The sequence below is a fragment of the Gemmatimonadota bacterium genome, from assembly GCA_016712265.1.
GTDB lineage: Bacteria > Gemmatimonadota > Gemmatimonadetes > Gemmatimonadales > Gemmatimonadaceae > RBC101.
On the sequence record JADJRJ010000030.1, the window covers coordinates 116,213 to 138,343 of the forward strand.

Annotated in this window: 21 protein-coding genes and 1 tRNA gene; 11 read left to right on the plus strand and 11 right to left on the minus strand. The window is 67.3% G+C overall.

All coding sequences use genetic code 11. The annotated features are described in order from the left end of the window. Complete coding sequence (gene rpsF, locus IPK85_15785) at positions 1 to 363, minus strand: 30S ribosomal protein S6 (GenBank protein ID MBK8248843.1); 363 nt, start codon at positions 361 to 363, stop codon at positions 1 to 3. Positions 364 to 629: 266 nt separating this feature from the next. On the opposite strand from rpsF, the gene IPK85_15790 reads away from it, so the two are divergent. Beyond that, on the plus strand, positions 630 to 1,316 hold the full coding sequence (locus IPK85_15790; GenBank protein ID MBK8248844.1) for an SOS response-associated peptidase: 687 nt from the start codon (positions 630 to 632) through the stop codon (positions 1,314 to 1,316). A gap of 103 nt (positions 1,317 to 1,419) precedes the next feature. Here IPK85_15790 and ychF read toward each other — a convergent pair whose 3' ends face one another. Beyond that, complete coding sequence (ychF, locus tag IPK85_15795; GenBank protein MBK8248845.1) at positions 1,420 to 2,523, minus strand: redox-regulated ATPase YchF; 1,104 nt, start codon at positions 2,521 to 2,523, stop codon at positions 1,420 to 1,422. A 203-nt stretch (positions 2,524 to 2,726) separates the two neighbouring features. Between ychF and IPK85_15800 the strand changes: the two genes are divergently transcribed. After that, positions 2,727 to 3,155 (plus strand): four helix bundle protein, encoded by a 429-nt coding sequence (locus tag IPK85_15800; GenBank protein MBK8248846.1) that lies wholly within the window; start codon positions 2,727 to 2,729, stop codon positions 3,153 to 3,155. Here the strand turns inward: IPK85_15800 and IPK85_15805 are convergent, their stop codons facing one another. The 8 genes from IPK85_15805 to IPK85_15840 all read right to left on the minus strand — a co-directional run bounded on the left by IPK85_15805 (position 3,156) and on the right by IPK85_15840 (position 9,747). Continuing rightward, on the minus strand, positions 3,156 to 3,701 hold the full coding sequence (locus IPK85_15805; protein ID MBK8248847.1) for an aminoacyl-tRNA hydrolase: 546 nt from the start codon (positions 3,699 to 3,701) through the stop codon (positions 3,156 to 3,158). An 11-nt stretch (positions 3,702 to 3,712) separates the two neighbouring features. Further along, positions 3,713 to 4,363, minus strand: a complete 651-nt coding sequence (locus IPK85_15810; protein MBK8248848.1) for a 50S ribosomal protein L25 — start codon at positions 4,361 to 4,363, stop codon at positions 3,713 to 3,715. 27 nt (positions 4,364 to 4,390) lie between these two features. Further along, the gene (locus IPK85_15815) at positions 4,391 to 5,344 is read right to left on the minus strand and encodes a ribose-phosphate pyrophosphokinase (GenBank protein ID MBK8248849.1); all 954 of its coding nucleotides are present in this window, start codon (positions 5,342 to 5,344) and stop codon (positions 4,391 to 4,393) included. Between the two features lie 73 nt (positions 5,345 to 5,417). Continuing rightward, positions 5,418 to 5,488, minus strand: a tRNA-Gln gene (locus tag IPK85_15820). A 54-nt stretch (positions 5,489 to 5,542) separates the two neighbouring features. Then, on the minus strand, positions 5,543 to 6,436 hold the full coding sequence (locus tag IPK85_15825; GenBank protein MBK8248850.1) for a 4-(cytidine 5'-diphospho)-2-C-methyl-D-erythritol kinase: 894 nt from the start codon (positions 6,434 to 6,436) through the stop codon (positions 5,543 to 5,545). Continuing rightward, complete coding sequence (locus IPK85_15830; GenBank protein ID MBK8248851.1) at positions 6,433 to 7,443, minus strand: flippase-like domain-containing protein; 1,011 nt, start codon at positions 7,441 to 7,443, stop codon at positions 6,433 to 6,435. The genes IPK85_15825 and IPK85_15830 overlap by 4 nt, the downstream gene beginning before the upstream one ends. Then, positions 7,440 to 8,954, minus strand: a complete 1,515-nt coding sequence (locus tag IPK85_15835) for an Hpt domain-containing protein (GenBank protein ID MBK8248852.1) — start codon at positions 8,952 to 8,954, stop codon at positions 7,440 to 7,442. Before IPK85_15835 ends, IPK85_15830 begins: the two co-directional genes overlap by 4 nt. A 58-nt stretch (positions 8,955 to 9,012) precedes the next feature. Further along, a complete protein-coding gene (locus IPK85_15840; protein MBK8248853.1) occupies positions 9,013 to 9,747 on the minus strand; it encodes a pyridoxine 5'-phosphate synthase in 735 nt (244 codons plus the stop codon). 99 nt (positions 9,748 to 9,846) lie between these two features. On the opposite strand from IPK85_15840, the gene IPK85_15845 reads away from it, so the two are divergent. After that, positions 9,847 to 10,278, plus strand: coding sequence for a hypothetical protein (locus IPK85_15845; protein MBK8248854.1), 432 nt, complete (start codon positions 9,847 to 9,849; stop codon positions 10,276 to 10,278). A 23-nt stretch (positions 10,279 to 10,301) separates the two neighbouring features. On the opposite strand, the gene mce is transcribed toward IPK85_15845, so the two are convergent. Further along, positions 10,302 to 10,712, minus strand: a complete 411-nt coding sequence (gene mce / locus IPK85_15850) for a methylmalonyl-CoA epimerase (GenBank protein ID MBK8248855.1) — start codon at positions 10,710 to 10,712, stop codon at positions 10,302 to 10,304. A gap of 70 nt (positions 10,713 to 10,782) precedes the next feature. Between mce and trxA the strand changes: the two genes are divergently transcribed. From trxA to IPK85_15890, 8 genes are all read left to right on the plus strand, one after another. Beyond that, entirely contained in the window at positions 10,783 to 11,118 is a 336-nt protein-coding gene (gene trxA, locus IPK85_15855) for a thioredoxin (protein MBK8248856.1), read from the plus strand. A gap of 80 nt (positions 11,119 to 11,198) precedes the next feature. Further along, positions 11,199 to 12,077: a 16S rRNA (cytidine(1402)-2'-O)-methyltransferase gene (gene rsmI / locus IPK85_15860; GenBank protein MBK8248857.1), complete on the plus strand. Its 879-nt coding sequence runs from the start codon at positions 11,199 to 11,201 to the stop codon at positions 12,075 to 12,077. Beyond that, positions 12,074 to 12,757, plus strand: coding sequence for a DUF4159 domain-containing protein (locus tag IPK85_15865; GenBank protein MBK8248858.1), 684 nt, complete (start codon positions 12,074 to 12,076; stop codon positions 12,755 to 12,757). The genes rsmI and IPK85_15865 overlap by 4 nt, the downstream gene beginning before the upstream one ends. Continuing rightward, the gene (locus tag IPK85_15870) at positions 12,754 to 15,306 is read left to right on the plus strand and encodes a hypothetical protein (GenBank protein ID MBK8248859.1); all 2,553 of its coding nucleotides are present in this window, start codon (positions 12,754 to 12,756) and stop codon (positions 15,304 to 15,306) included. The genes IPK85_15865 and IPK85_15870 overlap by 4 nt, the downstream gene beginning before the upstream one ends. Next, the gene (locus IPK85_15875; GenBank protein MBK8248860.1) at positions 15,257 to 16,225 is read left to right on the plus strand and encodes a hypothetical protein; all 969 of its coding nucleotides are present in this window, start codon (positions 15,257 to 15,259) and stop codon (positions 16,223 to 16,225) included. Before IPK85_15870 ends, IPK85_15875 begins: the two co-directional genes overlap by 50 nt. Before the next feature lie 80 nt (positions 16,226 to 16,305). Further along, entirely contained in the window at positions 16,306 to 18,093 is a 1,788-nt protein-coding gene (locus IPK85_15880; GenBank protein ID MBK8248861.1) for a hypothetical protein, read from the plus strand. Positions 18,094 to 18,142: 49 nt separating this feature from the next. Beyond that, entirely contained in the window at positions 18,143 to 19,387 is a 1,245-nt protein-coding gene (locus IPK85_15885) for an asparagine synthetase B (protein ID MBK8248862.1), read from the plus strand. 259 nt (positions 19,388 to 19,646) lie between these two features. Next, entirely contained in the window at positions 19,647 to 22,130 is a 2,484-nt protein-coding gene (locus tag IPK85_15890) for a helicase (GenBank protein MBK8248863.1), read from the plus strand. Position 22,131: the final 1 nt, after the last annotated feature.

Sequence of the window (22,131 nt, forward strand, 5' to 3'; positions counted from 1 at the left end):
TTATTCCTCGTCCTCGTCTTCTTCTTCCCGACGGCGAGCTGCGGCGAGCTCTTCCTCGGTCATGGGTGGGGCTCCGAGTTCGTGCTCGTGGAGCGTGATCAGGTACCGCACGACGCCCTCGTCCAGCTTGAGGCCGCGCTCGAATTCGGGAAGGACTCCCGCTTCGCAGGTGAATCGCGCCAGGACGTAGTAGCCGGTCTCACGACGACCGATCTTGTACGCGAGTTGGCGGCGACCCCAGTGGTCGACCTTGATTTCTTCGGTGGTGTGGAGCAGCGCGTGATGTCGCGCGATGCGCTCCTGGATGGCGGCATCTTCGAGGCTGGAGTCGAAGATGTAGACCGCCTCGTATAAACGAGACACGGTTGGCAAACCTCCCTTTGGTCAATGAATCCGCCCCCCGCCGGTTGCCGTGGGCGAGGGGAGGGTGAGTTGTGGAGGGAGAAAGCTATCGGGGGCCGGGCGGGCAGGGAATGGGGGCAGGGGCGGTCCGCGAGCGCATAGGGGCCAACGGCGGGGCTGGCCAGGGGCGCATCACAGTGGCGCACCAGCTGGCGGGCGGAGCTCCCGACTCTCCGTTCGGCCCTCGGGCCTATTACCCTCTCCGCACCTCCACCAACGCCCCCAACGTGTGCGGCCGCTTTGGTCTGACCCGACCTGATCAACTCCGCCTCGAGCGCCTCGGCATTTCGCTACTCGGTCCGGTCGAGCCGCGTTTCAACGTGGCCCCCGGGCAGGAGATACTCGCGGTGCGGGAGATGGGGGGGAAACGCGAGGCGGTCCCGCTCCGATGGGGGATCCACCCTCCCTGGGGGAACCAGGGCCACGCGATCGTGAATGTCCGCTCCGAGGGGGGATTCCACCAAGGCCCATTCCGCCACGCGCTGCACCTCCGGCGGTGCCTGGTGCTGTGCGACGTGTTCTACGAATGGCAGCTCGTCCCGGGGCGCCGCCGCAAGCAGCCCTGGGCTCTCGCCATGCCTGACCGCGCTCCATTCGCCCTCGGAGCCGTCTGGGAACCGGCAAGTTCCGGAGAGGAGCGGCCGGCGGCAGCCGTGGCGATCCTCACGACTGAACCCAATGCCCTGATCCTGCCCCTGCATGACCGCATGCCGGTCATTGTGGCGGAGGAGCGCTGGGTCGACTGGCTGGACGCGCACACCGCCGAGCCGGCGGTGCAGGAGATGACGATGGCGTGGCCGTCCGAGGCGCTGGTCGCCTGGCCGATCAGCGAGCGCGTGAACCTCGTGGCGCATGATGACGCCGCGATCCTCGCGCCGGTCGACGCGCGCCCCGAGGAGCTGGAGTTGTTCTGACCTCGCCGCGGCGCCTCGTTCCACCGGCGGACTCACATCACACTCGCACGTCCGCTCCGGGGCCGCACGCCGGCGAGCACCGGGATGCGTTGTCGCGCGACCGCTAGACGTTAAAGCGGAACAGCATCACGTCGCCGTCCTTCACGACGTATTCCTTGCCTTCTGATCGCACGGCGCCCTTTTCCCGGGCCTCCTTCCAGCCGCCCAGGCGCACGAAGTCTTCTCCGCCGATCGTCTCGGCGCGAATGAACCCTCGCTCGAAGTCCGTGTGGATCACGCCAGCCGCCTTGGGGGCCGTGTCGCCCTCGTGGATGGTCCAGGCGCGGACTTCCTGTTCGCCCGCGGTGAAGTAGGTGCGCAGCCCTAACAGGTGATAACCAGCGCGAATCAGGCGATCGAGTCCAGCCGTGGTGATGCCTAACGAAGCAAGGAACTCGGTGCGCTCGTCAGTCGTGAGTTCTGCCAATTCGGCCTCGATACGGGCGCTAAAGGTCACCACCTCGGCTTGCTGTCCCGACGCCTCGACCGCTGCCCGCAAGGCCTTCACATGGGGGCCTTCGTCGCCGTTCAGTTCGGCGTCGGAGACGTTGGCGGCGTAGAGCACCGGCTTGGCGGTGAGCAGCTGCAACGGCGCGAGGTACGCGAGCTGCTCGCGCGTCAGTCCGGCATGCCAGAGGGGCTTGCCCTCGGAAAGGGCGCGGTTGGCCGCCTCCAGCGCGGGGAGTTCCGCCTGTGCGTCCTTGTCCCCGGTCCGCGCGGCGCGTTGCATCTTGTCCAGGCGCTTTTCCACGCCGCCGAGGTCCGACAGGGCCAACTCGAACTCGATGACCTCGCGGTCTCGCACCGGATCCACCCCGCCCATCACGTGGGTGACGTCCGGGTCCTCGAAACAGCGCACCACGTGCACGATGGCGTCGGTCTCACGGATGTTGGACAGGAACTTGTTCCCCAGCCCTTCACCCTGCGCGGCGCCTTTCACCAGTCCGGCGATGTCGACGAATTGCACGACTGCCGGCACGGTGCGCTTGGGCTTGACGATCTCCGCCAGGCGATCGAGGCGGGGATCCGGCACCTCCACCATCCCGACGTTCGGGTCGACGGTGCAGAAGGGGTAGTTCGCTGCGGCGGCCGCAGCGGACGAGGTGAGGGCGTTGAAGAGCGAGGACTTCCCGACGTTGGGAAGGCCGACGATACCGAGGGACAACATGCGGGGCGGTGGCTAGGGCGAAGACGGCGGAGGCGGGGCGACCTGCGGCAACTGCGACAACTGCAAACGGCAACGACAGCAGCACGGGCAGTACGAGCAGCACGCGTGGCACGAGGAAGAGCTGCTGCGCTGAAGGCACGGAAATGTACTCAGTGCGTGGAAATGATGATGCGTCTGTGATCGGCGCCGTCCATCGTTGGGGCATGCACCCACACGAACGCCTGACTGCGTGGCAGAAAGCCCACGAGTTCACACTCGCTGTGCTGCGGGCGATCGAGCGCCCGCCGCGCGCGGGTCACCTCGTGGTCGTGAACCAGCTGCGGCGTGCGGCGATATCGGTCACCACAAACATCGTCGAGGGCGCGAGTCGCGACAGCGCCGAGCAGTTCGCCTCGTTTCTCAACATCGCGCTCGGCTCGGCGCGGGAGTGCGGCTACTTGATTTGCCTCGCCGCGGAACTTGGCGCGATCCCGTCCGCATCGAGGGCGACGCTGGAAGCGCGCTGCGATCAAGTCTGCCGCCTCATCGTCCCGCTCAAGAGGCACCTGCAGCGCGCCATCGCCGCCAAACCACCCCGCACGCGCGCCACTCGTGCTGCCCGTGCCGCTCGTACCGCCCGTGCTGCGCCCTGACTAGTTCGGCTGCGCCACAATCCACCCTTCAACCAGCGTCACGAGCGCCGGCAGCTGCTCCTCGATCGCTTCTCGCTCCGCCTTTCCCGCCTTCCCCAGCACAAAATCGGACAGGTCGCCCACCGGCCGATCGTCCCCTGGCCTGATGCCGACCCGCAGTCGCGCGTACTCCTGCGAGCCCACGTGGGCTTCGATCGACTTGAGGCCATTGTGTCCTCCCGCGCTCCCCTTCGAGCGAAAACGGTGCGTCCTGAGGGGCAGGGCGACCTCGTCGACGATCACCAACAAGTCCGACGCCGACGACCATCCCTCACGTCGTATGTAGGGCGCGATCGCGTTCCCGCTGAGGTTCATGAAGGTCTGCGGTTTCATCAACCGCACGCGGGTGCTGCCGAGCCGGCCGTCGCAGACGAGGGCGTCGCGGTCCTTGCGCCAGCCCTCGAAATGCCAAACGTCGGCCAGGTGGTCGACGACCCACCAGCCGACGTTGTGTCGGGTCTGCTCGTACTGCTTCCCCGGGTTGCCGAGGCCGACGACGAGCTTCACCGGTCAGGCGACTACTTCTTGTCGCCCTCGGCTTCGTCCGCCTTGGCCTTGCGGATGACCTCGGGCTCGCTCCCCGTGGCGCCTTCAGCCGCAGGCGCTGCCGCTTCTTCCTTCGGCGCGGAGACGATCATGATGGTTCCGGACGAATCGAGTACTTCGACGCCGTCGGGAACCTTGATGTCGGACACGTGAAGTGAGTGGCCGATGGTGACCTCGGTAACATCCACTTCAATGCGGTTCGGGATGTTGGCCGGGTCGACGCGGCACTCGATTTCCTGCAGGACCTGGGTCATGATGCCGCCGCCGAGGCGGACACCGATGGGGGTACCCACGAGGACGATCGGGATGTTGACGACGACCTTCTCACCGGCGACGAGCTCCTGAAAATCGACGTGGAGCACGCTGCGGCTGAGCGGGTGACGCTGGATCTCACGGATCAGCGTCATGGCGTTTGCGCCGTCGACGGCGAGATCGATGACGGTGGTCTCGGCGTTGATGTGCCCCAGCAGCCGCTCGAGCTCACGGGCATCGAGGCTCAGGGCCTGCGGGTCGCGGGTGTGGCCGTAGACGATGGCCGGGACGCGGCCGCTGCGACGCAGGGAGCGAGCGACGCCCTTGCCGGTGTCCTGACGGGCGGAGGCGCTGAGAGATGCGGTAGCCATGGGTAGAACCGGAAGACGGGAAGGGAATCAGTCGAACAACGAACTCACGCTTTGCTCCAGGTGTGTGAAGCGGATGGCCTTGGCCAAGAGTCCGCCGGTCGACAACACCGTGAGGCGATCAAACCGCTTTTCTGGCGCCAGGGCAATGGAGTCGGTCACGACCACCTCTGCGATTGGCGCCTTTTGCAAACGTTCCACCGCCGGCCCGGACAGCAGCGCGTGGGTGGCACAGACATAAATGTCGCCCGCGCCCAGGTCCTTGAGGGCTCGAGCTGCCTCACTGACCGTCCCGGCGGTGTCGATCATGTCATCCGGGATGATGCAGTCCTTGCCCTCCACCTCGCCCACCACGTTGACCACTTCCGAGACGTTCGCCGACGGGCGGCGCTTGTCGATGATGGCCAGCGTGGCATTCAACTTCTTGCCAAAACTGCGGGCCATCTTCGCGGAACCCACATCGGGGGCGACGATGACCGGATCTTTCAGTTGTTTCTTCTTGAAATGCCCCATCAGAACCGGGGCCGCGTAGAGGTGATCGACGGGGAAGTCGAAGAACCCCTGCAGCTGGTGCTGGTGGAAGTCGAGTCCCAACACCCGATCGGCACCTGCGCGCTCGATGAGGTTGGCCACGACCTTGGCTCCAATGGCGACGCGGGGCTGGTCCTTGCGGTCCTGCCTCGAGTAGCCGTAATACGGCATAACGAGTGTGATACGTGCAGCAGACGCCCGGCGTGCGGCGTCGATCAACAGGAGCGCCTCCAGGAGGTTCTCCGCGGGCGGGTTGGTCGGCTGTACAATGAACACGTCCGCGCCGCGCACGTTTTCATCGATTCGGACAAAGATCTCACCGTCCGCAAAGCGGCTCAGCGTGACCTTGGCCAGTTCCACGCCCAGGTTCCGGGCGATTTCTTCGGCCAGTTCTCTGTTGGCGCTCCCCGAGAGCAGCTTGAATCCGCGGAGCACGCCAGGCAGGTGGTCCATTACGGTTGAGCCTCTAAAGCTAGATGGGACAACGATCTCGGTCAACCGAGCCGGGTGCACCGGCCCGGGCGAGTTGCCCCCCCAGGGTTCGAACCTGGACTAGATGCTCCAAAGGCATCTGTGCTGCCATTACACCAGGGGGCAGAGCCCATAAAGCTAGCGCCGGCGGGTCCGCCGGAGGAAGTCGGCAGGTCGTGCCTACTCCACCGATATTCGCTCCACTCCCACAGCGGTGCGGGTCCGCACCACCCGAAAACTATCGGGCAGCCCCGGAACAACCGAGGGGAGGATGGTCTCTCCGGGCGAGAGGGCATACAGCGTGGATCCTGACCCGGACATCCGGACGAGCTTATCGGCGCCCAGGGCCTTCAGGCTCTGAAAGGCCGCCGCGAGCTGGGGATGGCGGGGGAAGACCACGTCCTCGAACTCGTTCACCGCTGCGCTACCGATGGCCGCCCAGGTTGCCATCGTGCCGCCCACCACAAGGGCCGGCCCGGGCACGGGAACGCCGCGCCCCGTAACCCAGCCGTACGCCTCAGCGGTGTTCACCCCGAACGGCGGGACCACAGCGAGGCATTCGGCCGCGGGGAGGGCCGACAGGGCGAGCAGTCGGTCGCCGCGACCCCAACCGAGGGCCAGGGGAGTCGCGTCCTGCGTCAGGAATGGCACGTCGGCGCCGATCGATCCGGCAACTCTCAGCAGTTGCTCAGGCGTCAGGCCCCCGTGCAAGCGATCCAGCAGCCGCAACACGGCCCCAGCGTCCGCGCTGCCGCCGCCGAGCCCACCGCCGGTGGGGATGTGCTTGGCGATCTCAATGCGAAATCCGCGTGAGGATCCCAACGCGTACAGGTACGCGTCCGCAGCGCGCCACGCGAGGTTGTCCTCGTCGCGACCGAGTCCCTCCGGGGGGACCATGGGCCCAGCGCACGCGAGCGTCCGGGAGCCCGATGTCAGCTCAACGCGTACCTCATCCGCGAGGTCGAGTCGCTGGAAGATCGTCTCGATCTGGTGGTATCCGGTGACCTCACGGGCAAGGAACCGCAGGGTCAGGTTGATCTTGGCTTGCGCACGGAGCCGTGCTGCCAGCGTCATGGGTTGGCGTTGGCCGTCTTGCCGAGGTCCCCAAACTGCATCCCCAGCCGGCTGAAGTAGTACAGGCCGATGACCGTGATGGGGATGAAGGAGATGATGTGGAAGCCGAAGCCCCAGCTGATCGCCTGGTCGGCCGGCACGCCAAAGAGGGCCAATCCCTCACGTCCAAAAAACTCGAAGATGCCAAAGAAGCCTGGGGTCGAAGGTGCGGCGACGCCGACCGCAATCAACGAACCGACGAACACGGCTGCGGCAAACGGGGCGTCGATCCCCACGGCGAGAAAGCCCAGGTAAAAGGCGAACGCGTTGACGAGCCACATCACCACGGCCCAGCCGAAGATCCGCGCGAATCGCACCGGGGATCGCAGGGCGGCAAAGCCCCCGAGCAGCGACCCGACAAACGGGCTCAACTTGCGGTGCAGGACCGGGGCCACCCGGCCGATCACCCCGTCGAAGATCCGGGTGACAAGCGAGGGAAAGAAGGCGAGTGCGAAGAGGCCAGCCAGCGCCACGGCCGCGACCCCACCGACCACGCGCGTGGTCCGGGTGATCGTCCACCCATTGATGGTGGTGTCTGGGGGAATGTCCGACACCATCACCGCCCCGACCAGCAGGACGATCACGACGACGGCATCGATGACCCGGTCAACGGCGAGTGAGGCGACCGCCGTGGGGAAGGGAATGCGACGGTCCTCGCGGGTGACCGCGAACGCGCGCGCGACCTCGCCTGCCCTCGCGGGGACGACGTTATTCACCATCATCCCGATCGCGATCGAACGCCACAGGGGCGCTACCGGGACATCGGCCACGGGTTCGAGGATAACGCGCCAGCGCAGGGCGCGCAGCGGAAAGACCAGCGTGGCGACAACCCCCGAAGCGAGGAACAGCCCCCAGTTCGAGGAAGCCAGCAAGCGACCCACTTCACGGAAGTCGACGCCGCGCAGCGTGTACCACAACGCGGCAGCGCTGACCGCGACTCCAACCCACGCCCTCCAGCCGAACTTCATGAGGCGTCTGGGCGCGCGAGGTCGAGGAGGTCGAAGATCTCCTGCAGCGTGTCGTCGGCGGGTGTTCCACGGGACCGCCAGCTCTCTCGCAGGGCGATGGCGCGTTCGATCGCGGCCGAGCCGCGGAACAGCAACGACTCAATCGGGACGACCTCCGTCGCGTCCAGGTCGGCAGGTTCACTCAGGGGTTGAGTGTCCAGCGAGCTGAACCCGGCGATGCCGGTTCCCAGGAAGGCCTTGAGGTCTGCACCCGTGGGCGTGGGGCGCGCCGTGCGGGGCGCGAGTGTCGGAATCGAAGGCACGGCGGCCGGGGTGAGGTGTCGCCGTCGCTGAACGGTAGCGATGGATCGCTCGAGGTCGTCGAGAGTGGCGAATGGCGCGGCAATAATGCGACTCGCGGTAGACAGGGCGTCGAGCTCGACGGACCCGAGCACATCACGCGCCTCGCGAGACTCAGCGAAGAATGCCGAGAGTTCGTGGGCGCCGTACGACGCAGCGAGTGTCTCTAGTTCACGGGTCGTGGCGTTCAGCTCGCGTCGCACCCGCGCAGCCGCGACGGGATCCTGTGCGGCGCGTCCGTCTCCCACGAGACGCTCGAGGTGCTCCGCGCGAGTGGCGAGGTCCTGATGTAGTCGCGCTTCGGCAGAGAGCGGGGGCTCCGCGCCGCGCGAGACGAGGTGCGGCCCGGCGTCTGCATGGAAGAGCTGGTCGATGCGAACGACGGGGGGCGTGGACGAGGTCGGCTGGTCCAACGCCGCGAGAGCCGCGGCCAGGGCCCCGGCCTCATCGTGAGGCACTTTGTGCGCGCCGGATCCGCGAAGTTCGTCCGCAGTGACCCGAAAGAGCGCGGCCGCAGTCCGGAATACGCTTGCCTCGCCGGAGGTCAGGGGAGCGTCCGGGAGTAGGCGTCGCGCGACCCGCTCAACCGACTCCGCCGCGTCAGCCAGCGGGGGGTAATTCCCGATCCCCGCCACGCCTCGCAGGGTACGGGATCGGCTGACGGCGTCGTCCAGCGCGCGCCGATTCGTCGAGTCGGCGACAAAGGCCGTGAGTTCCGCGGCGATCGCGGCCGCTTGCAGGGCCACGAACACGGGAACCGTTGCTTCGTGGCTCGGCGTTGGGCGGGCTGGTGTGGTGGCCGGAGCGGTGCGCCGGAGTTCCGCCAGCCGGGACTCGGCGAGCCCCTGTTCGCGTGGTCCCCACACGCGCACGGCACGCACGAGGAGGCGGAGGTCAACCACTGTGCGGCGGAGGAGGCTCGCGGCGTCGGGTCCCCAGGGGGTGCTTCCCTCGGCGATTCCACCGACCAGCGACTCGACCTCCCTCGCAATGGCGGCGATGGGATCGGCCTTGGCCATCGCCGAGCTGCCGCGCAGGGCGCGCGCCGTGGCGAGCAGGGCATTGGTGTCGGGGCCGCGCCCCTCAGGGACAGTCGCGAGCTGGTCGAGTGCGTCGAGATACTCGGCGGCTTCGACGAGGTAGTACTCGAGGAACTCGGGCGAACCGTTCATGGGGAGCGACGGGGTCAAAAAGCCGGGCGTCAAGTTAGGCACGAGGCTCCGGGACTCGCTAGGTAGACGCTCGAGCGGCGTCCATCGCCACACGCATCTCCCGGACCGCCGCGGCGATGCCGATGAAGACCGCGCGGCCCACGATGGCGTGGCCGATGTTCAGTTCCTCGACCTCGGGGATCGCGGCGACGGGGCCCACGTTGGCGACGGTAAGGCCGTGGCCGGCATGCACGTGGAGCCCGAGCGCGGACCCGAGCGCCGCCGCCGTTCGCAGGGCGCCGATAGGCATTTTGTCGGTTGGGTGGTGCGCATAGGTCCCCGTGTGCAGCTCCAATGCGGTCGCACCGACGTCGCGTGAGGTGCGCACCATGCGTTCGTCGGGGTCGACGAAGAGGGACACCAGGATGCCGGCCGATTGCAGTCTCGCGATCGTCGCCGTCAGCCCGACAGGGTCCCGGGTGACATCGAGACCACCCTCGGTTGTGACCTCTTCGCGACGCTCGGGCACCAGGGTGACCTGGTACGGTCGGACCCGGAGGGCGATCTCGACCATCTCGGGTGTGTTGGCCATCTCGAGGTTGAGGACCGTGCTGACGGTGCGCGCGAGCCGGTCGATGTCCTGGTCGATGATGTGGCGGCGGTCTTCACGGAGGTGCGCCGTGATGCCATCGGCGCCGGCCGCTTCGCAGGCCACCGCGGCCGCCACGGGATCGGGCTCGGCCGCCCGTCGCGCCTGACGAATGGTCGCGACGTGGTCGACGTTGATGTACAAACGCTGGTGGATGGTCGTCATGGGAGCAGAGACGGGAACGACAGGTGACGCAGTCGGGCACGTTGCCCGACCCCCCAGCTCCCGTTAGGTTCGCATCCAACCCTTGGCGGGAGCTCCTGCGTGAAGAAACTAGCCATCCTCGCGCTGATCGTGGCCGGGTGCAGCAGAAACCCCGGTCCGGGGTCCCAGCTCACTGGGGCGGCGGCCCCCCGGCTGGCCGCCGAGCAGTTCATGAAGGCGGTGGCCGCCCAGGACCTCCAGGCGATGTCGGTGGTATGGGGCACCGAGAAGGGCGCCGCCCGCGACCAACTCGACCGTTCCGAACTGGACCGACGACTGATCATGATCCAGTCGTGTTATGCCCATGATCGGTACACGATCGGAGAGGAGACTCCGGGCCCCAACGGGCACCGCTTCATCAAGGTGGCGGTTTCGCGCGGCCGCAACTCGCGCACGCCCAACTTCGAGATGGTCAAGGGGCCGTCGGATCGCTGGTATGTGCAGGACGCCGACTTCGACGCCATGCAGGGGATGTGTCGGACGGCCCAATAGGGAACCGAAGCCGACCGTCCTGATTAGTACTCCGACAGTTCGACGAGGACCCCGCCGGTGGATGCAGGATGGAGGAAGGCAATGCGTTTTTTCTCCGCGCCCAGTCGAGGAACCTCGTCGATGAGGCGGATCCCTGCGGACCGGCAGCGGTCGAGGGCCCCGTCGAGGTCGTCGACCGCAAAACAGACGTGGTGGATTCCCGGGCCACGCTTGGCGATGAACTTGCCAATGGGGGAACTCGGGTCGGAAGACTCCAGGAGCTCGACGAGGGAGTCTCCAGCCGCGACGCCGGCGATCTGGGCGCCGTCGGCATCGTCCAGGGGGACTTCTGGCATGCCGAGGACGTCTCGGTAGAGGGGGAGGAGCCCTTCGATCGAGCTGACGGCCAGGCCGATGTGGGCGATTCGGGTGCCGCGTGGTGTGGACTTGGGCATGGGTGACTACAATTGAAGACGGTTGGAATCTTATCAGTCGCCACGCGCGCGACGGGAGGAGCACCAGGCGATGGGCAACACGATGGCAGTGACGGACGCGACCTTCGAGTCGGAGATCGAGAAACACGAAGGGCTCGCCGTGGTCGACTTCTGGGCGGAATGGTGCGGGCCGTGCCGGATGGTCGGTCCGATCATTGACCAACTGGCGGGCGACTACGCCGGTCGGGCGAAGGTGGCCAAGCTTGACGTGGATTCGAGTGCGGGAACGGCCCGGCGGTTTGATGTCCGGTCGATCCCGACGATCCTGTTCTTCAAGGACGGGAAGCTGGTGGATCGCGTGGTCGGGTTCACGCAGAAGCCGGCGCTCGAGGCGAAGTTCAAGCAGCACATGACGGCCGCTGCCTAGCGACAGCGCGGGGAACTTCGCAGCTTGTGACAGGGGACCCGAGTACGGGTCCCCTGCTTTGCGTTCAGCCCCGGACTCCCGTGCGTCCAGACGCCTCCCCCAGTGACGAACTCGACCCGCAGCCGGTGCCCGCGGGTGAGTTGCGCGTCGTGTCCACGCCCATCGGGAACCTCGGCGACCTGAGTCCGCGCGCCGTCGAGGCACTGCGCACCGCGGACCTTGTGCTGTGCGAGGACACACGGCACTCCCGGCCGTTGCTGCGTCACTTCGAGGTCCATGCACCGGTGGAGGCGCTCCACGAGCATAACGAGGCCTCGATGGTGGCCCGCGTCGTATCCCGCCTGCGTGAAGGGGCCGTGGTCGCATTGATATCGGATGCGGGCACCCCCCTCGTGTCTGATCCCGGGGCACGGTTGGTGGAGGCCGCGATCGCCGCGGCCGTGCGCGTGACGCCGATCCCCGGGCCGGCGGCGCTGCTTGCCGCGCTCGTTGGTGCCGGGCTGGGCGGCGGTCCCTTCACCTTCCTGGGATTCCTGGAGCGGAAGGGGAAGGAGCGCCAGCGGCAGCTCGCGTACATCAGCGTACATCCGTACCAGAGCGTAGTTTACGAGTCACCACAGCGGTTGGGCGCGACTCTGTCGGAGCTGGTGGAGACGGGGTGTGGCGAGCGGCGGGCCGCGGTGGCGCGCGAACTGACGAAGCACTTCGAGGAATTCCGGCGAGGAACGGTGTCCGAGCTGGCCGAGTACTATCGAGATGCGACGGTTCGCGGTGAGGTCGTGCTGGTCGTGGAAGGGGCGGCACCCGAGGTCCCGGCGGTTGATCCGGCGGCGGTGCGGGAGCGGATGCGCGAGTGGCGAGCGGCGGGCGCCAGCGCGCGCGAGGTAGCGAGCAAGCTGGTTGAAGAGTGTGGCAAGACACGCAACGAGGCGTATCGCCTCTCGCTCGAGGAGCCATGACCTTTCGCGGGACCTGGATGGCAGCGGCACTGGCCGCGTTGACGGTGGCTGCATCGTCGCCCCATGCGACGTTGCCACGCCTGGGTGTGGCGCGGTTGCAGTACGATGGTGGGGGCGACTGGTATGCGAATCCGAGCAGCCTGCCCAACCTCATGAAGGCGATCAACGAGCGCACGACGCTGCGTGCCGAGCCGAGCGAGGGACGGGTCACCCTCTCGGACGAACGGCTCAACGACTACGCCTTCCTGCACGCCACGGGGCATGGGGTCGTGAAGTTCTCCGACACCGAGATTGTGAAGTTGCGCGAATGGCTGTTGCGCGGCGGGTTCCTGCACGTCGACGACAACTATGGCCTCGACGAGACGTTCCGGCTCGAAATGGCCCGGCTTTTTCCGGACCGTCCGCTGGTGGACGTCCCGTTGTCTCACCCGATCTACCACGTGGTCTACGACTTCCCGAAGGGGGTGCCGAAGATCCATGAGCACGATAACAAGCCGGCGCGCGGATACGGGATCTTCATCGGGGACCGGCTGGCGCTGTACTACACACACGAAGCAGATCTTGGCAACGGATGGGAGGACCCCGGGACGTACAACGACCCGGCGGAATTGCACGAAACCGCCCTGCGCATGGGCGTGAACCTGTTTGTCTACGCCGTGACGAGCCGCCCTGTCCCATGACACTGACTGACATCATCGATCGCGAGCGGCGTGGAGTCGCGCGCCACCTGACGGCCGCGTCCACCGCGTGGGTGCTCGCCGCGGTGCTGGTGGTGCTCGCCGCTGGTGCGCTCACCATGGCGGGAGGACGCTGGTTGTCATTGCCACGCCCGATTCCATTCCTCGCATGGGGCGTGGCCCTTGGGGTGGCCGCGCTGGCGTGGAAGCGGCTGAGGGCCCGGAGCGAGGTGGAGTCCACGGTAGCGCGGGTGGCGAAGACGGTGGAAGTGGAACGCGACATGCGGGCCGGCTCCCTGCGCGGGGCCCTGGAAGTGCAGGACACGGGTGTGCTCGGCCGCATGGGAGCAGAGACGATCGCCAGCCACCTGCAGTCGATCGGTGGTCCCACGCTTGTGCCGGTGTATCGGAAGGTGTTGTTGCGCCGCGCCCTGATCGGGTCCGGGGCTGCCGTGGCGGGGCTGCTCGGCGTGGTTTCTGCGGCGGTTGCGGCGCCGGATGGGTTTCGCGCCATCCTGCATCCGGTGGCGGCCTGGCGGGGGACCCTGCTGGGAGCCGTGGCCATTGATGACGCACCGCCAAGCGTCCTGCGCGGGGAGCGGGTCACCCTGGTGGTGCGGGCGCCCGGGCGCCGCACATTAACGATCGCGCAGCGAGCGACGGGGTCATCCTGGCGCACGACCGAAGTGCCCGTGGTGTCAGACTCCGTGGTCGTCGCGGTCGGTCCGTTGGATGCGGATCTGGCCGTGTTCGCCACGGACGGGCGCGCGACGAGTGACACGGCCGTGGTTCGCGTGGTCGACAAGCCCTTCGTGGGCGATGTGGCGATCGAGGCGTCGTTCCCCGCGTACCTCGGGCGTCGCGCCGAGACCATCCCGCTTGGCGAACTGGTTCGCGTGCCGCGCGGGACCAGCCTCGCATTCACCGGGCACTCGTCGACCGAACTGAAGCGGGTGCGCCTGTCGCGCGAGGGGTCGTCGATGGAACTCGGCGTACAGGGGCGTCGCTTCTCGGGAAGCATGATCGCGTCGGCGAGCGGGACGTGGCAGTGGGCGGCCGAAGGTTCGCAGGGAGCGATCGCCGACCTGCCGCCGTCGCTGGAGCTGGAGGTCCTCCCGGATTCTGCGCCCCAGGTCGAGATCATCTCACCGTCGCGTGACAGCACGGTTGGTGTGCGGGACTCCGTGCGGGTGAGCGTGCTGGCGACGGATGACCACGGGCTGGCCGGGGTGCTGCTGAAGGTGGCGCTGGTGAACAGTCGCGGTGAGATCCGCAGCTCGTCGACGCGTCCACTGGGTGGGCCGAGCACCGACCAGTTCGCCGGTGACCTGGTCCTGGGCATGGCGGCGTTACAGCCTGGCGATGCGTACAAGGTCACTGCGATCGCCACGGATGCGTCGCCGTGGCGCCAGGTGGGGCAGAGTCGTGAGCTGGTGCTTCGCCTGCCGGATGCCAGCGAACAGCGGGATGTGGCGCGCGCGACGGCGGACTCCGTGGTGGCCAAGGCGCTCGCGGCAGCCAACGCCCAACGGCAGCTGAATCAGCGCACGCAGGATGCGGCGAAAGCCCGCGAGCGCGACCAGTCAAAGAACATGTCGTTCGAGGCGAGCGAGCAGGCCAAGCAGTTCGCCAATGAACAGCGGCAGCTCGCCGACCGGATGCAGCAGGTGCAGCAGGCGGCGAAGGAGCTGGAGAAGCAGCTCGGGCAAGCGGGGGCGCTGGATTCCTCGTTGCAGAACCGGTTGCGCGAGGCGCAGCGGTTGATGCGTGAGGCGCTCACGCCGGAGCTGGCCGAAAAGCTGCGGAAGCTGGAGCAGGCGTCCAAGGACATGTCGCCCGAGGACTCCAAGCGTGCGCTGCAGGACCTGGCCGAGCAACAGCGGCAGTTGCGCGAGATGCTGGACAAGAGCGTCGAGATGCTGAAGCGAGCGGCCCTCGAGGGCCAGATGGAGACGCTCAAGGATGAGGCCAAGGAGCTGGCTCAGCGCCAGCGGGAGCTGGTGGACTCGTTGCGTCAGGCGGACCAGAAGGACGAACAGAGCGCTGCCGAGAAGTTGGCCAAAGAGCTGAGTGAGAAGGCCAAGGACCTGCAGAAGGATGTGAAGGAGCTGCAAAAGCGCCTGCAACAGGAGAAGGCCGAGGCGGGAGCAGAGCGCGCGCGCGAGGCCGGTGAAAAGATCGACGAGTCCCTGGAGAAGCTGCAGGAAGCGCTCAAGCAGGGGCAGCAACAGCAGGGCGAGCAGCAAGGCCAGCAGGGGCAGAAGCAGCCCGGCCAGCAACAACCCGGGCAGCAAGGCCAACAGGGCCAACAACAGCAGGGCCAACAGGGGCAGGGCAGCAGGCACAGGGCCAGCAGCAGCAAGGCAACAGGGCCAGCAGGGTCAACAGGGCCAGCAAGGCCAACAGGGTCAGCAGGCGCAGAACAAGACCGGTGCCGGCAACCAGGGCAACCAGAAGGGCGAACAAAGTGGCAGCGAGGCCGCGGAGCAGGCCGCGCAGTCCATGGAACAGGCTGCCGCCGAGCTGGACAAAGCCCGCGAGCAGCAGGTTAACGAATGGAAGAAGGAACTGAGCGGCGAGCTGGATCGCTCGATCCAGGAAATGCTGCAGCTGGCGCGCGAGCAGGAGGAACTGGAGCGCAAGGCGCGCGGCGGCACGTCGCCGAACGACTTGCGGTCGCAGCAGAGTGCGCTGCAGCAGGGGGTCGACAAAGCCATGCAGCGCCTGCAGGACGCTGGCACCAAGTCGAGCCTGCTCTCGCAGCGGTCGATGCGGATGATGTCGGATGCCAAGCGGAAGGTCGAGGATGCGACGGCGGCGACGCAGCGCGCGCAGAACGGCCAGCAGATGGCCAGTGCGATGAAGGAGTCGTCCGAAGGGTTGAACCAGGCCGCGGCGTCCCTCGTGCGCGATCGCGAACGCACGACCACGTCCAACTCGGCCACCGGATTTGCCGAGATGCTGGAGCAGCTGCAGCAGATGGCCAAGCAGCAACAGGGCATCAACTCGGCGATGCAGCAAATGATGCCCCAGCAGCAGAAGCCGGGTGAAGGTGGGCAGGAGGCGCGCGAACTGGCCCGCGAGCAACGTGAGGTGGCGAACAAGCTCGAGGAGTCCGGCGACAAGGACAACAGCGGACGGGCGGAGGAAATGGCGCGCGAAGCGCGGCAGATCGCCCAACAGCTGGAGTCCGGCCAGCTCGATCCCGCCGTGCTGGAACGGCAGCAGCGCCTCTTCCGGAAGATGCTGGATGCCGGTCGCCTGCTGGAGGAAGAGGAGCGCGAAGACACCGGGAAGCGCGAAGCCAAGCCGTGGACGGGGTCAGAGGTCTACACGCCAAGTGGAGCGTCGGCGAGCGGGAAGGCCGCGTCTCGCTTCACGCCGCCCACGTGGAACGACCTCCGCGGGTTGACGCCGGAGGAGCGTCGCCTGGTCCTCGAGTACTTCAAGCGCATCAACGCGAAGCCGTGACGCGAGGGCGGGAGACGGCTGACGGGGGGTCTCTGACGGCAGACGGCAGACGGCAGACGGCTGACGGCAGGTGCCTGAAGTTGGATGGCAGACGGCAGACGGCAGACGGCACGCGCGCGCTGGGGCGCGCGCTGCTGGTGCTGGCCTTGCTGGTCACCAGCGCGGCACGGATGCTGGCGCAGGCGACTTCGGTTGAAGTGGCGCTCACGCGCGCGCTCGACCTGGAGGGCGACAACAAGTGCCGGGAGGCGATCCCGCTGTATCGGCAGGCGCTCGCGAGTGAGGATCCCGTGGGGGCGGTGCTCGGACTCGAGCGGTGTTATGCGATGGTGGGGCGGCCGGACTCGCTGGTGCCGGTGCTGGACTCGTTGCTGCTTCGCAAGCCGTCCGATCCCACCCTGCGGACCGTCCAACTGCGAACGTTGAGCACCATTCGGCGGGATGACGACCTGCGGATTGCCTTTGGGCAATGGACGAGCCTGAGCCCGAAGGATGCGACGCCCTACCGCATGTACGCGCAGGTGTTGCTGGAGATCGGACGTGCGCGCGCGGCGGACAGCGTCCTGCAGGAGGCAGCCGCGGCGCTGGGATCGCGCAAGGAGCTGGCGAGTGAGTATGCCCAGATGCAGTCGGCGCTTGGGTTGTGGGTACCGGCAGCACACAGCTGGCGCGAGGCGGCCGAGTCCCAGTCGTACCTGGAGCAGGCGGCCGTGTTTTCCCTGATGCCCGTGCCGGCGGCCCTGCGGGATTCGGTGCGCGAGGTGTTTCGTGGGGAGCCGACCACCCTGGGGGCGCGGCGCGTCTTGTCGGGGCTGGAGCTGAAGTGGCATGCGCCCCGGACGGCGTGGGAGGTGCTCGCCGAGCTGGCGCCGACCGATTCCGTGGTGGGTGCCTGGCTCGAATTCGCGCGCGACGCCGAGGCGAACGAGGCGTGGCTGACCGCGCGCGATGCGTTCGGTCGCGTGTCCGCCGAACGCCCGAAGGATCGGGCGGTGGCGATTCGCGCGGCGACCATGGCGCTCAATGGCGGCGATCCGGCGTCGGCGCTGGGGATGCTGGACCGGGTGACGGCCGCCGGGGATTCGGGGATGGCGGCCACGGTCACGCTGCTGCGGGTGCGCTCGTTAGGTGCGCTTGGGCGGGCACGGGACGCCGAGCGCGAACTCAAGGCGCGCGACGGCCTCCTGGATGTCGAGGCACGGAAGGGCGCCCAACGGGCTCTCGCGTGGGCCTGGATTCGCGGCGGTGACCTGGAGAAGGCGCGCGCGGCGCTGGAGGCCGGCGGCCCCAACACCGAGGAAGGGGAACGCGTCGCGGCCTGGCTGGCGCTGTATGCCGGATCATTTGCCGAGGCTCGCCGCGGGCTGCGACGCACGGATGAACCAAACAACGACGTGGTGACGGCGATGGCGTTCCTCTCGCGGACGCGGGTGGAGCAGTCCCCGGCGGCGGGGGCGGCGTTCTTGACCTTGGCACGCGGGGACACGGCTGCAGCGGCCCGCGCGTTCGAGGTGGTGGGGAATGAGGTGAAAGACGCTGCTCCGTTCCTTTTTGGGCTTGCGGCGCGCCTGTATGCCACGCGTGCCGTGGGAGACACGGCGCACGCGATCCTGCTTTGGACGTCCCTGGTGGAGTCCCACGCGGATGCCCCGGAGGCCGCTGAAGCAGAGCTGGCGTGGGCGCGTGTATTGCGCCAGCGTTCGGATGCGGCGGGGGCCCTGGCGCACCTCGAGCACCTGATCCTGACCTGGCCGCAGAGTGCACTCGTTCCGCAGGCACGCAGGGAGATGGACGAGGTGCGCGGGATGGTGCCGCGTGGTGCGGAGCGGGGAAGAGACGAAGCAGGGGTACCAAGACTTGATGGCTAACCGGCGAACTGAGATGACTTTGCGTTTGCGATACGTGTTGGTCTTGGCGATGGGTGCGATCGGGTCCATCGCGGCGAGATCGGTGAGCGCGCAGCAACAGCTGCTCGTCCCCATGGACGACCGCCAGGGGAATGCGCTGAAGGCGTACGGCCTGGTGTTCAACGCCCTGCGCGACGGGAACAAGGCAGAGTGGTTGCTGAACTATCGCGGGGGGTCGTTCCTCCTGCCCGACGTCTCGGATGTCCGAAAGCGGGCGACGCTCGACGGGATCACCTTCGAGCCGATCTCCGCCCCTGACGTGGGGGCGCTCCGCACCGAGATCGCCTCGGCCAACATGGATGTCGTGTCGTTGGAGCGGGCCCCGAAGATCGCGATCTACAAGCCGCTCAAGTCGCCGCCGTGGGATGACGCGGTGTCGCTGGCGCTCAAGTATGCGGGGATCGACTTCACGTCCGTGTATGACGAGGAGGTCATGAACGGGGACCTGACCAAGGTCGACTGGCTGCACCTGCACCACGAGGATTTCACGGGGCAGCTGAACAAGCTGTACCTGGGCTTCCGGGACACGCCGTGGTTCATCGAGCAGCGGGACGCGCAGCTGGCCACGGCGCGGAAGCTGGGAATGCCGAACATCCCGGCGCTGAAGAAGCAGGTGGCGGAACGCATGCGGCAGTTTGTCGAGAACGGGGGGTTCCTGTTTGCGATGTGCGGTGCGACCGAGACGCTGGCGCTGGCGATTGCCGCGCACCAGACGGACATCGCCGGGAGTTTTGCGGATAACACGCCGGTCGACGAGGCGGCGGACCAGAAGCTGGATTGGGATCGCTCGTTCGGCTTCCGCGGGGTGCACCTGGAGCCGTCGCCGTTTGTGAACTCGATGAGTGACATTGATGGGCACCAGGTGAACGTGCCCGGCCGCCGCCAGCCGTTGGGGCAATTCAGCCTGTTCAGTTTCTCGGCGAAGTTCGACCCCGTGGCGACGATGCTGGTCCAGAACTCCCGCAACGTGATCCCCGATTTTTACGGGGTGACGACGTCGTTCACGCGGTCGACGATCAAGCAGGGGGTCACGATCCTCGCGCAGGAAGAGGGGGCTCCGTGGGCGAAGTACTTGCATGGGGACTACGGCAAGGGGTCGTTCACCTTCCTTGGCGGGCATGACCCGGAGGATCCCCAGCACAACATTGGCGCCGCCCCGACGGACCTGGCGTTGCATCCCAACTCGCCGGGGTACCGGCTGATCCTCAACAACGTGCTCTTTCCGGCGGCGAAGAAGAAGCCGTTGAAGACGTAGGGGCGGGGCGAGGGTCGAAACGGCTGGCGAGGATTGAGACGGCGGACGGCAGACGGCAGTCGGCAGAAGTCCGAATCGCCTGACGTATGCGATAGTCGCAGGTGAGAGTCCGCCGTCCGGCCGCCGATGCGCCCTCGCGCCGCGGCGGGCGCCGGATCCCTCCATCCCATCGACATCCTGCGCGTTGCGCGAAAATGCGCTTGCGCGATTGAGCGGCGTAGCTAGGCTGCGACGAGCCGTCTGTCGCCCCTGAGACCCCATGTCCCGCATCACACCCTCCGCTGCCGCTGCCGTGCGCACCGCGATTCAACTCGCGGGGGGGCGGGAGGTGTGTTTTGTCGCGGCCATCGACGAGGACGGCGTCCTCGCGTCGGCGCGAGTTGTGGCCCGCGGGGATGTGCGCAGCGTGCTCGCCCTGCCGGGGTTCGCGCGCCGCGGGGAAATGTTGCTCCACAACCATCCGTCGGGGGTGCTGGAGCCGTCTGGTCCTGACCTCGAGATTGCCGCGCGGATGCACGACGACGGGATCGGGTTCGCAATCACCAATAACGACGCGTCTGATGTCTATGTCGTGGTGGAGGTTCCGCGGCCGCGCCGCGCCGCCCCGCTCGACCTCGATGCCCTGGACGACGACCTCGGGCCGGATGGCCCCATCGCCACCCACCTGGGGCGCTATGAAGACCGACCGACCCAACGTGCCTACACGCGCGCGATCGCCCGCCTGTACAACAGCGGCGGGGTCGGGTTGCTGGAGGCGGGGACCGGGGTAGGAAAGTCGTTAGGCTACCTCGTACCGGCGCTCCGCTGGGCCGCGGCGAACGGCGAACGCACGGTGGTCTCGACGAACACGATCAACCTGCAGGAACAGCTGGTCGGGAAGGACCTGCCGTTTCTCGCTGGGGCCATGGCCGACCAGCCGGTGCGGTTCGCCTTGCTCAAGGGGTGGCGGAACTACCTGTGCCTGCTCCGGCTCGAGCAGGCCCGGGGGGCCGGGGGGACATTGTTCGACGACGGGCACGGGCAGGAGCTCGACATGATCGAGGCGTGGGCGGCCGGCACGAAGGACGGCTCGCTCAGCGACCTCGCCGAAGCGCCGCGCAGTGAGGTGTGGGACGAGGTCTCGGCCGAGCCGGACCTGTGCCAACGACTCAAGTGCCCGCACTTCGACAAGTGCTTCCTCTTCGCGGCGCGTCGTGAGGCGGCGCAGGCAGATGTCGTGGTCGTGAACCACCACTTGCTGCTGGCCGACCTGGCGGTCCGCCGCGCCTCGCAGAACTGGGATGAGGCGGCCGTGCTCCCGCCGTTCCAGCGACTGGTGGTCGACGAAGGGCACCACCTCGAGGACGCCGCGGCCAAACATCTTGGGGCTACGGTTTCATCGCGCGGGGTGCAGCGCTTGTTCTCCCGATTGGAGCGACGCGGGAGAGGGTTGCTTCCCACGCTGTCGCAACGCTTGGGGGCACGCAAAGACCTGCTGAGCGTGGCGTCGCTGGACCTGGTCCATGCCAAGCTCTTTCCTTCGGCACTCGCCGCCCGGGACAAGGCAGGGATCGTCTTTGACTTGCTCGATGGACTGATGCAGGAGTCGAATCTCGCGGTCATGCGCCTGACGAGGGACTTTGATGAGCACCCGGTCTGGAAGGCGGGACTTGACGGCGCGTTGGAGGACCTGCTGCGCGAGTTCCAGTTGATGGCGGACAACCTCCGGCTCATCAAGGATCGCATGGAGGCCGACGAGCGCTTGATGGACCTGAATGGCACCCTGCTCGGGGAGTTGCGGGGGGTGTCGCGCCGGCTGGAGTTGGCCGGAGACGCGCTGCGCCAGGCCCTGCGGCCTGCGTCTGCGGCGCGGACGGTGCGGTGGCTCGAAGTGCGCGGGAAGGAGCGCTCGCTGGTGGCGACGGCCGTTCCCCTCGCACTGGCCCCCATCCTCCGGGATGACCTCTTTCGCCGGGTGGAGACGACGGTTGTCACCAGTGCCACGCTGGCGACCGAGGGGCGCTTCGATTTCATGCGCAACCGGCTCGGACTCGACGAGGATGATGTTGAGCCGGAGGAGGGAGCGTTCGCCTCTCCGTTTGACTACCGCGCCCAGTCCCTACTTGCCATTCCGCATGATGTGCCAGCGCCTAACGTCAACGGTGATGAACACTTCGCCGCTGTGCTGCAGGGGATTTCTCTGGTGGCTCAGGCTGCGGGCGGGGGGGTCTTTGGGCTGTTCACGAGTCACCGGGACGTGCGCGAGGCGGCGCGTGAGTTACGCCAACGAGGGCTTGGTGGGAGTTTTCCACTTCTTGTACACGGCGAGGAAACGCGCGATGCGTTGCTCCGCCGGTTCAGGGAGTCCGGTAACGCGGTCTTGCTCGGCACATCGTCGTTCTGGGAGGGGGTGGACGTACCCGGCGACGCCCTGCGCGGTCTGGTGATTGCGAAGCTGCCGTTTCGGGTACCGACCGAGCCGCTGACCGCAGCGCACTGTGAGGCGATCGAGGCGCGCGGTGGGGACCCGTTTCAGGAGTACATGCTGCCTCATGCCGCGTTGCGCCTCAAGCAGGGGTTCGGCCGGCTGATCCGGACGCGGGACGATCGCGGTGTCGTGCTCTTGATGGATTCGCGAGTCTGTTCAAAGCGATACGGCGAGGAGCTGTTGGATGGGCTGCCGCCGGCACAGCAGGTGATTGGTTCCTGGGCCGAAGTGGAAGCGGCCGTGCGTCGATTTTACCGAGCAAATGGGCGGCGCTAAC

Coding starts and splice junctions, on each gene's coding strand:
- trxA (MBK8248856.1), top strand. CDS start 10,783: ATGGGCAACACGATGGCAGTGACGGACGCGACCTTCGAGTCGGAGATC.
- IPK85_15885 (MBK8248862.1), top strand. CDS start 18,143: ATGGGTGCGATCGGGTCCATCGCGGCGAGATCGGTGAGCGCGCAGCAA.
- IPK85_15835 (MBK8248852.1), bottom strand. CDS start 8,954: ATGAACGGTTCGCCCGAGTTCCTCGAGTACTACCTCGTCGAAGCCGCC.
- IPK85_15800 (MBK8248846.1), top strand. CDS start 2,727: ATGCACCCACACGAACGCCTGACTGCGTGGCAGAAAGCCCACGAGTTC.
- IPK85_15890 (MBK8248863.1), top strand. CDS start 19,647: ATGTCCCGCATCACACCCTCCGCTGCCGCTGCCGTGCGCACCGCGATT.
- IPK85_15870 (MBK8248859.1), top strand. CDS start 12,754: ATGACACTGACTGACATCATCGATCGCGAGCGGCGTGGAGTCGCGCGC.
- IPK85_15840 (MBK8248853.1), bottom strand. CDS start 9,747: ATGACGACCATCCACCAGCGTTTGTACATCAACGTCGACCACGTCGCG.
- IPK85_15815 (MBK8248849.1), bottom strand. CDS start 5,344: ATGGACCACCTGCCTGGCGTGCTCCGCGGATTCAAGCTGCTCTCGGGG.
- IPK85_15865 (MBK8248858.1), top strand. CDS start 12,074: ATGACCTTTCGCGGGACCTGGATGGCAGCGGCACTGGCCGCGTTGACG.
- IPK85_15810 (MBK8248848.1), bottom strand. CDS start 4,363: ATGGCTACCGCATCTCTCAGCGCCTCCGCCCGTCAGGACACCGGCAAG.
- IPK85_15875 (MBK8248860.1), top strand. CDS start 15,257: ATGGAACAGGCTGCCGCCGAGCTGGACAAAGCCCGCGAGCAGCAGGTT.
- IPK85_15830 (MBK8248851.1), bottom strand. CDS start 7,443: ATGAAGTTCGGCTGGAGGGCGTGGGTTGGAGTCGCGGTCAGCGCTGCC.
- mce (MBK8248855.1), bottom strand. CDS start 10,712: ATGCCCAAGTCCACACCACGCGGCACCCGAATCGCCCACATCGGCCTG.
- IPK85_15825 (MBK8248850.1), bottom strand. CDS start 6,436: ATGACGCTGGCAGCACGGCTCCGTGCGCAAGCCAAGATCAACCTGACC.
- ychF (MBK8248845.1), bottom strand. CDS start 2,523: ATGTTGTCCCTCGGTATCGTCGGCCTTCCCAACGTCGGGAAGTCCTCG.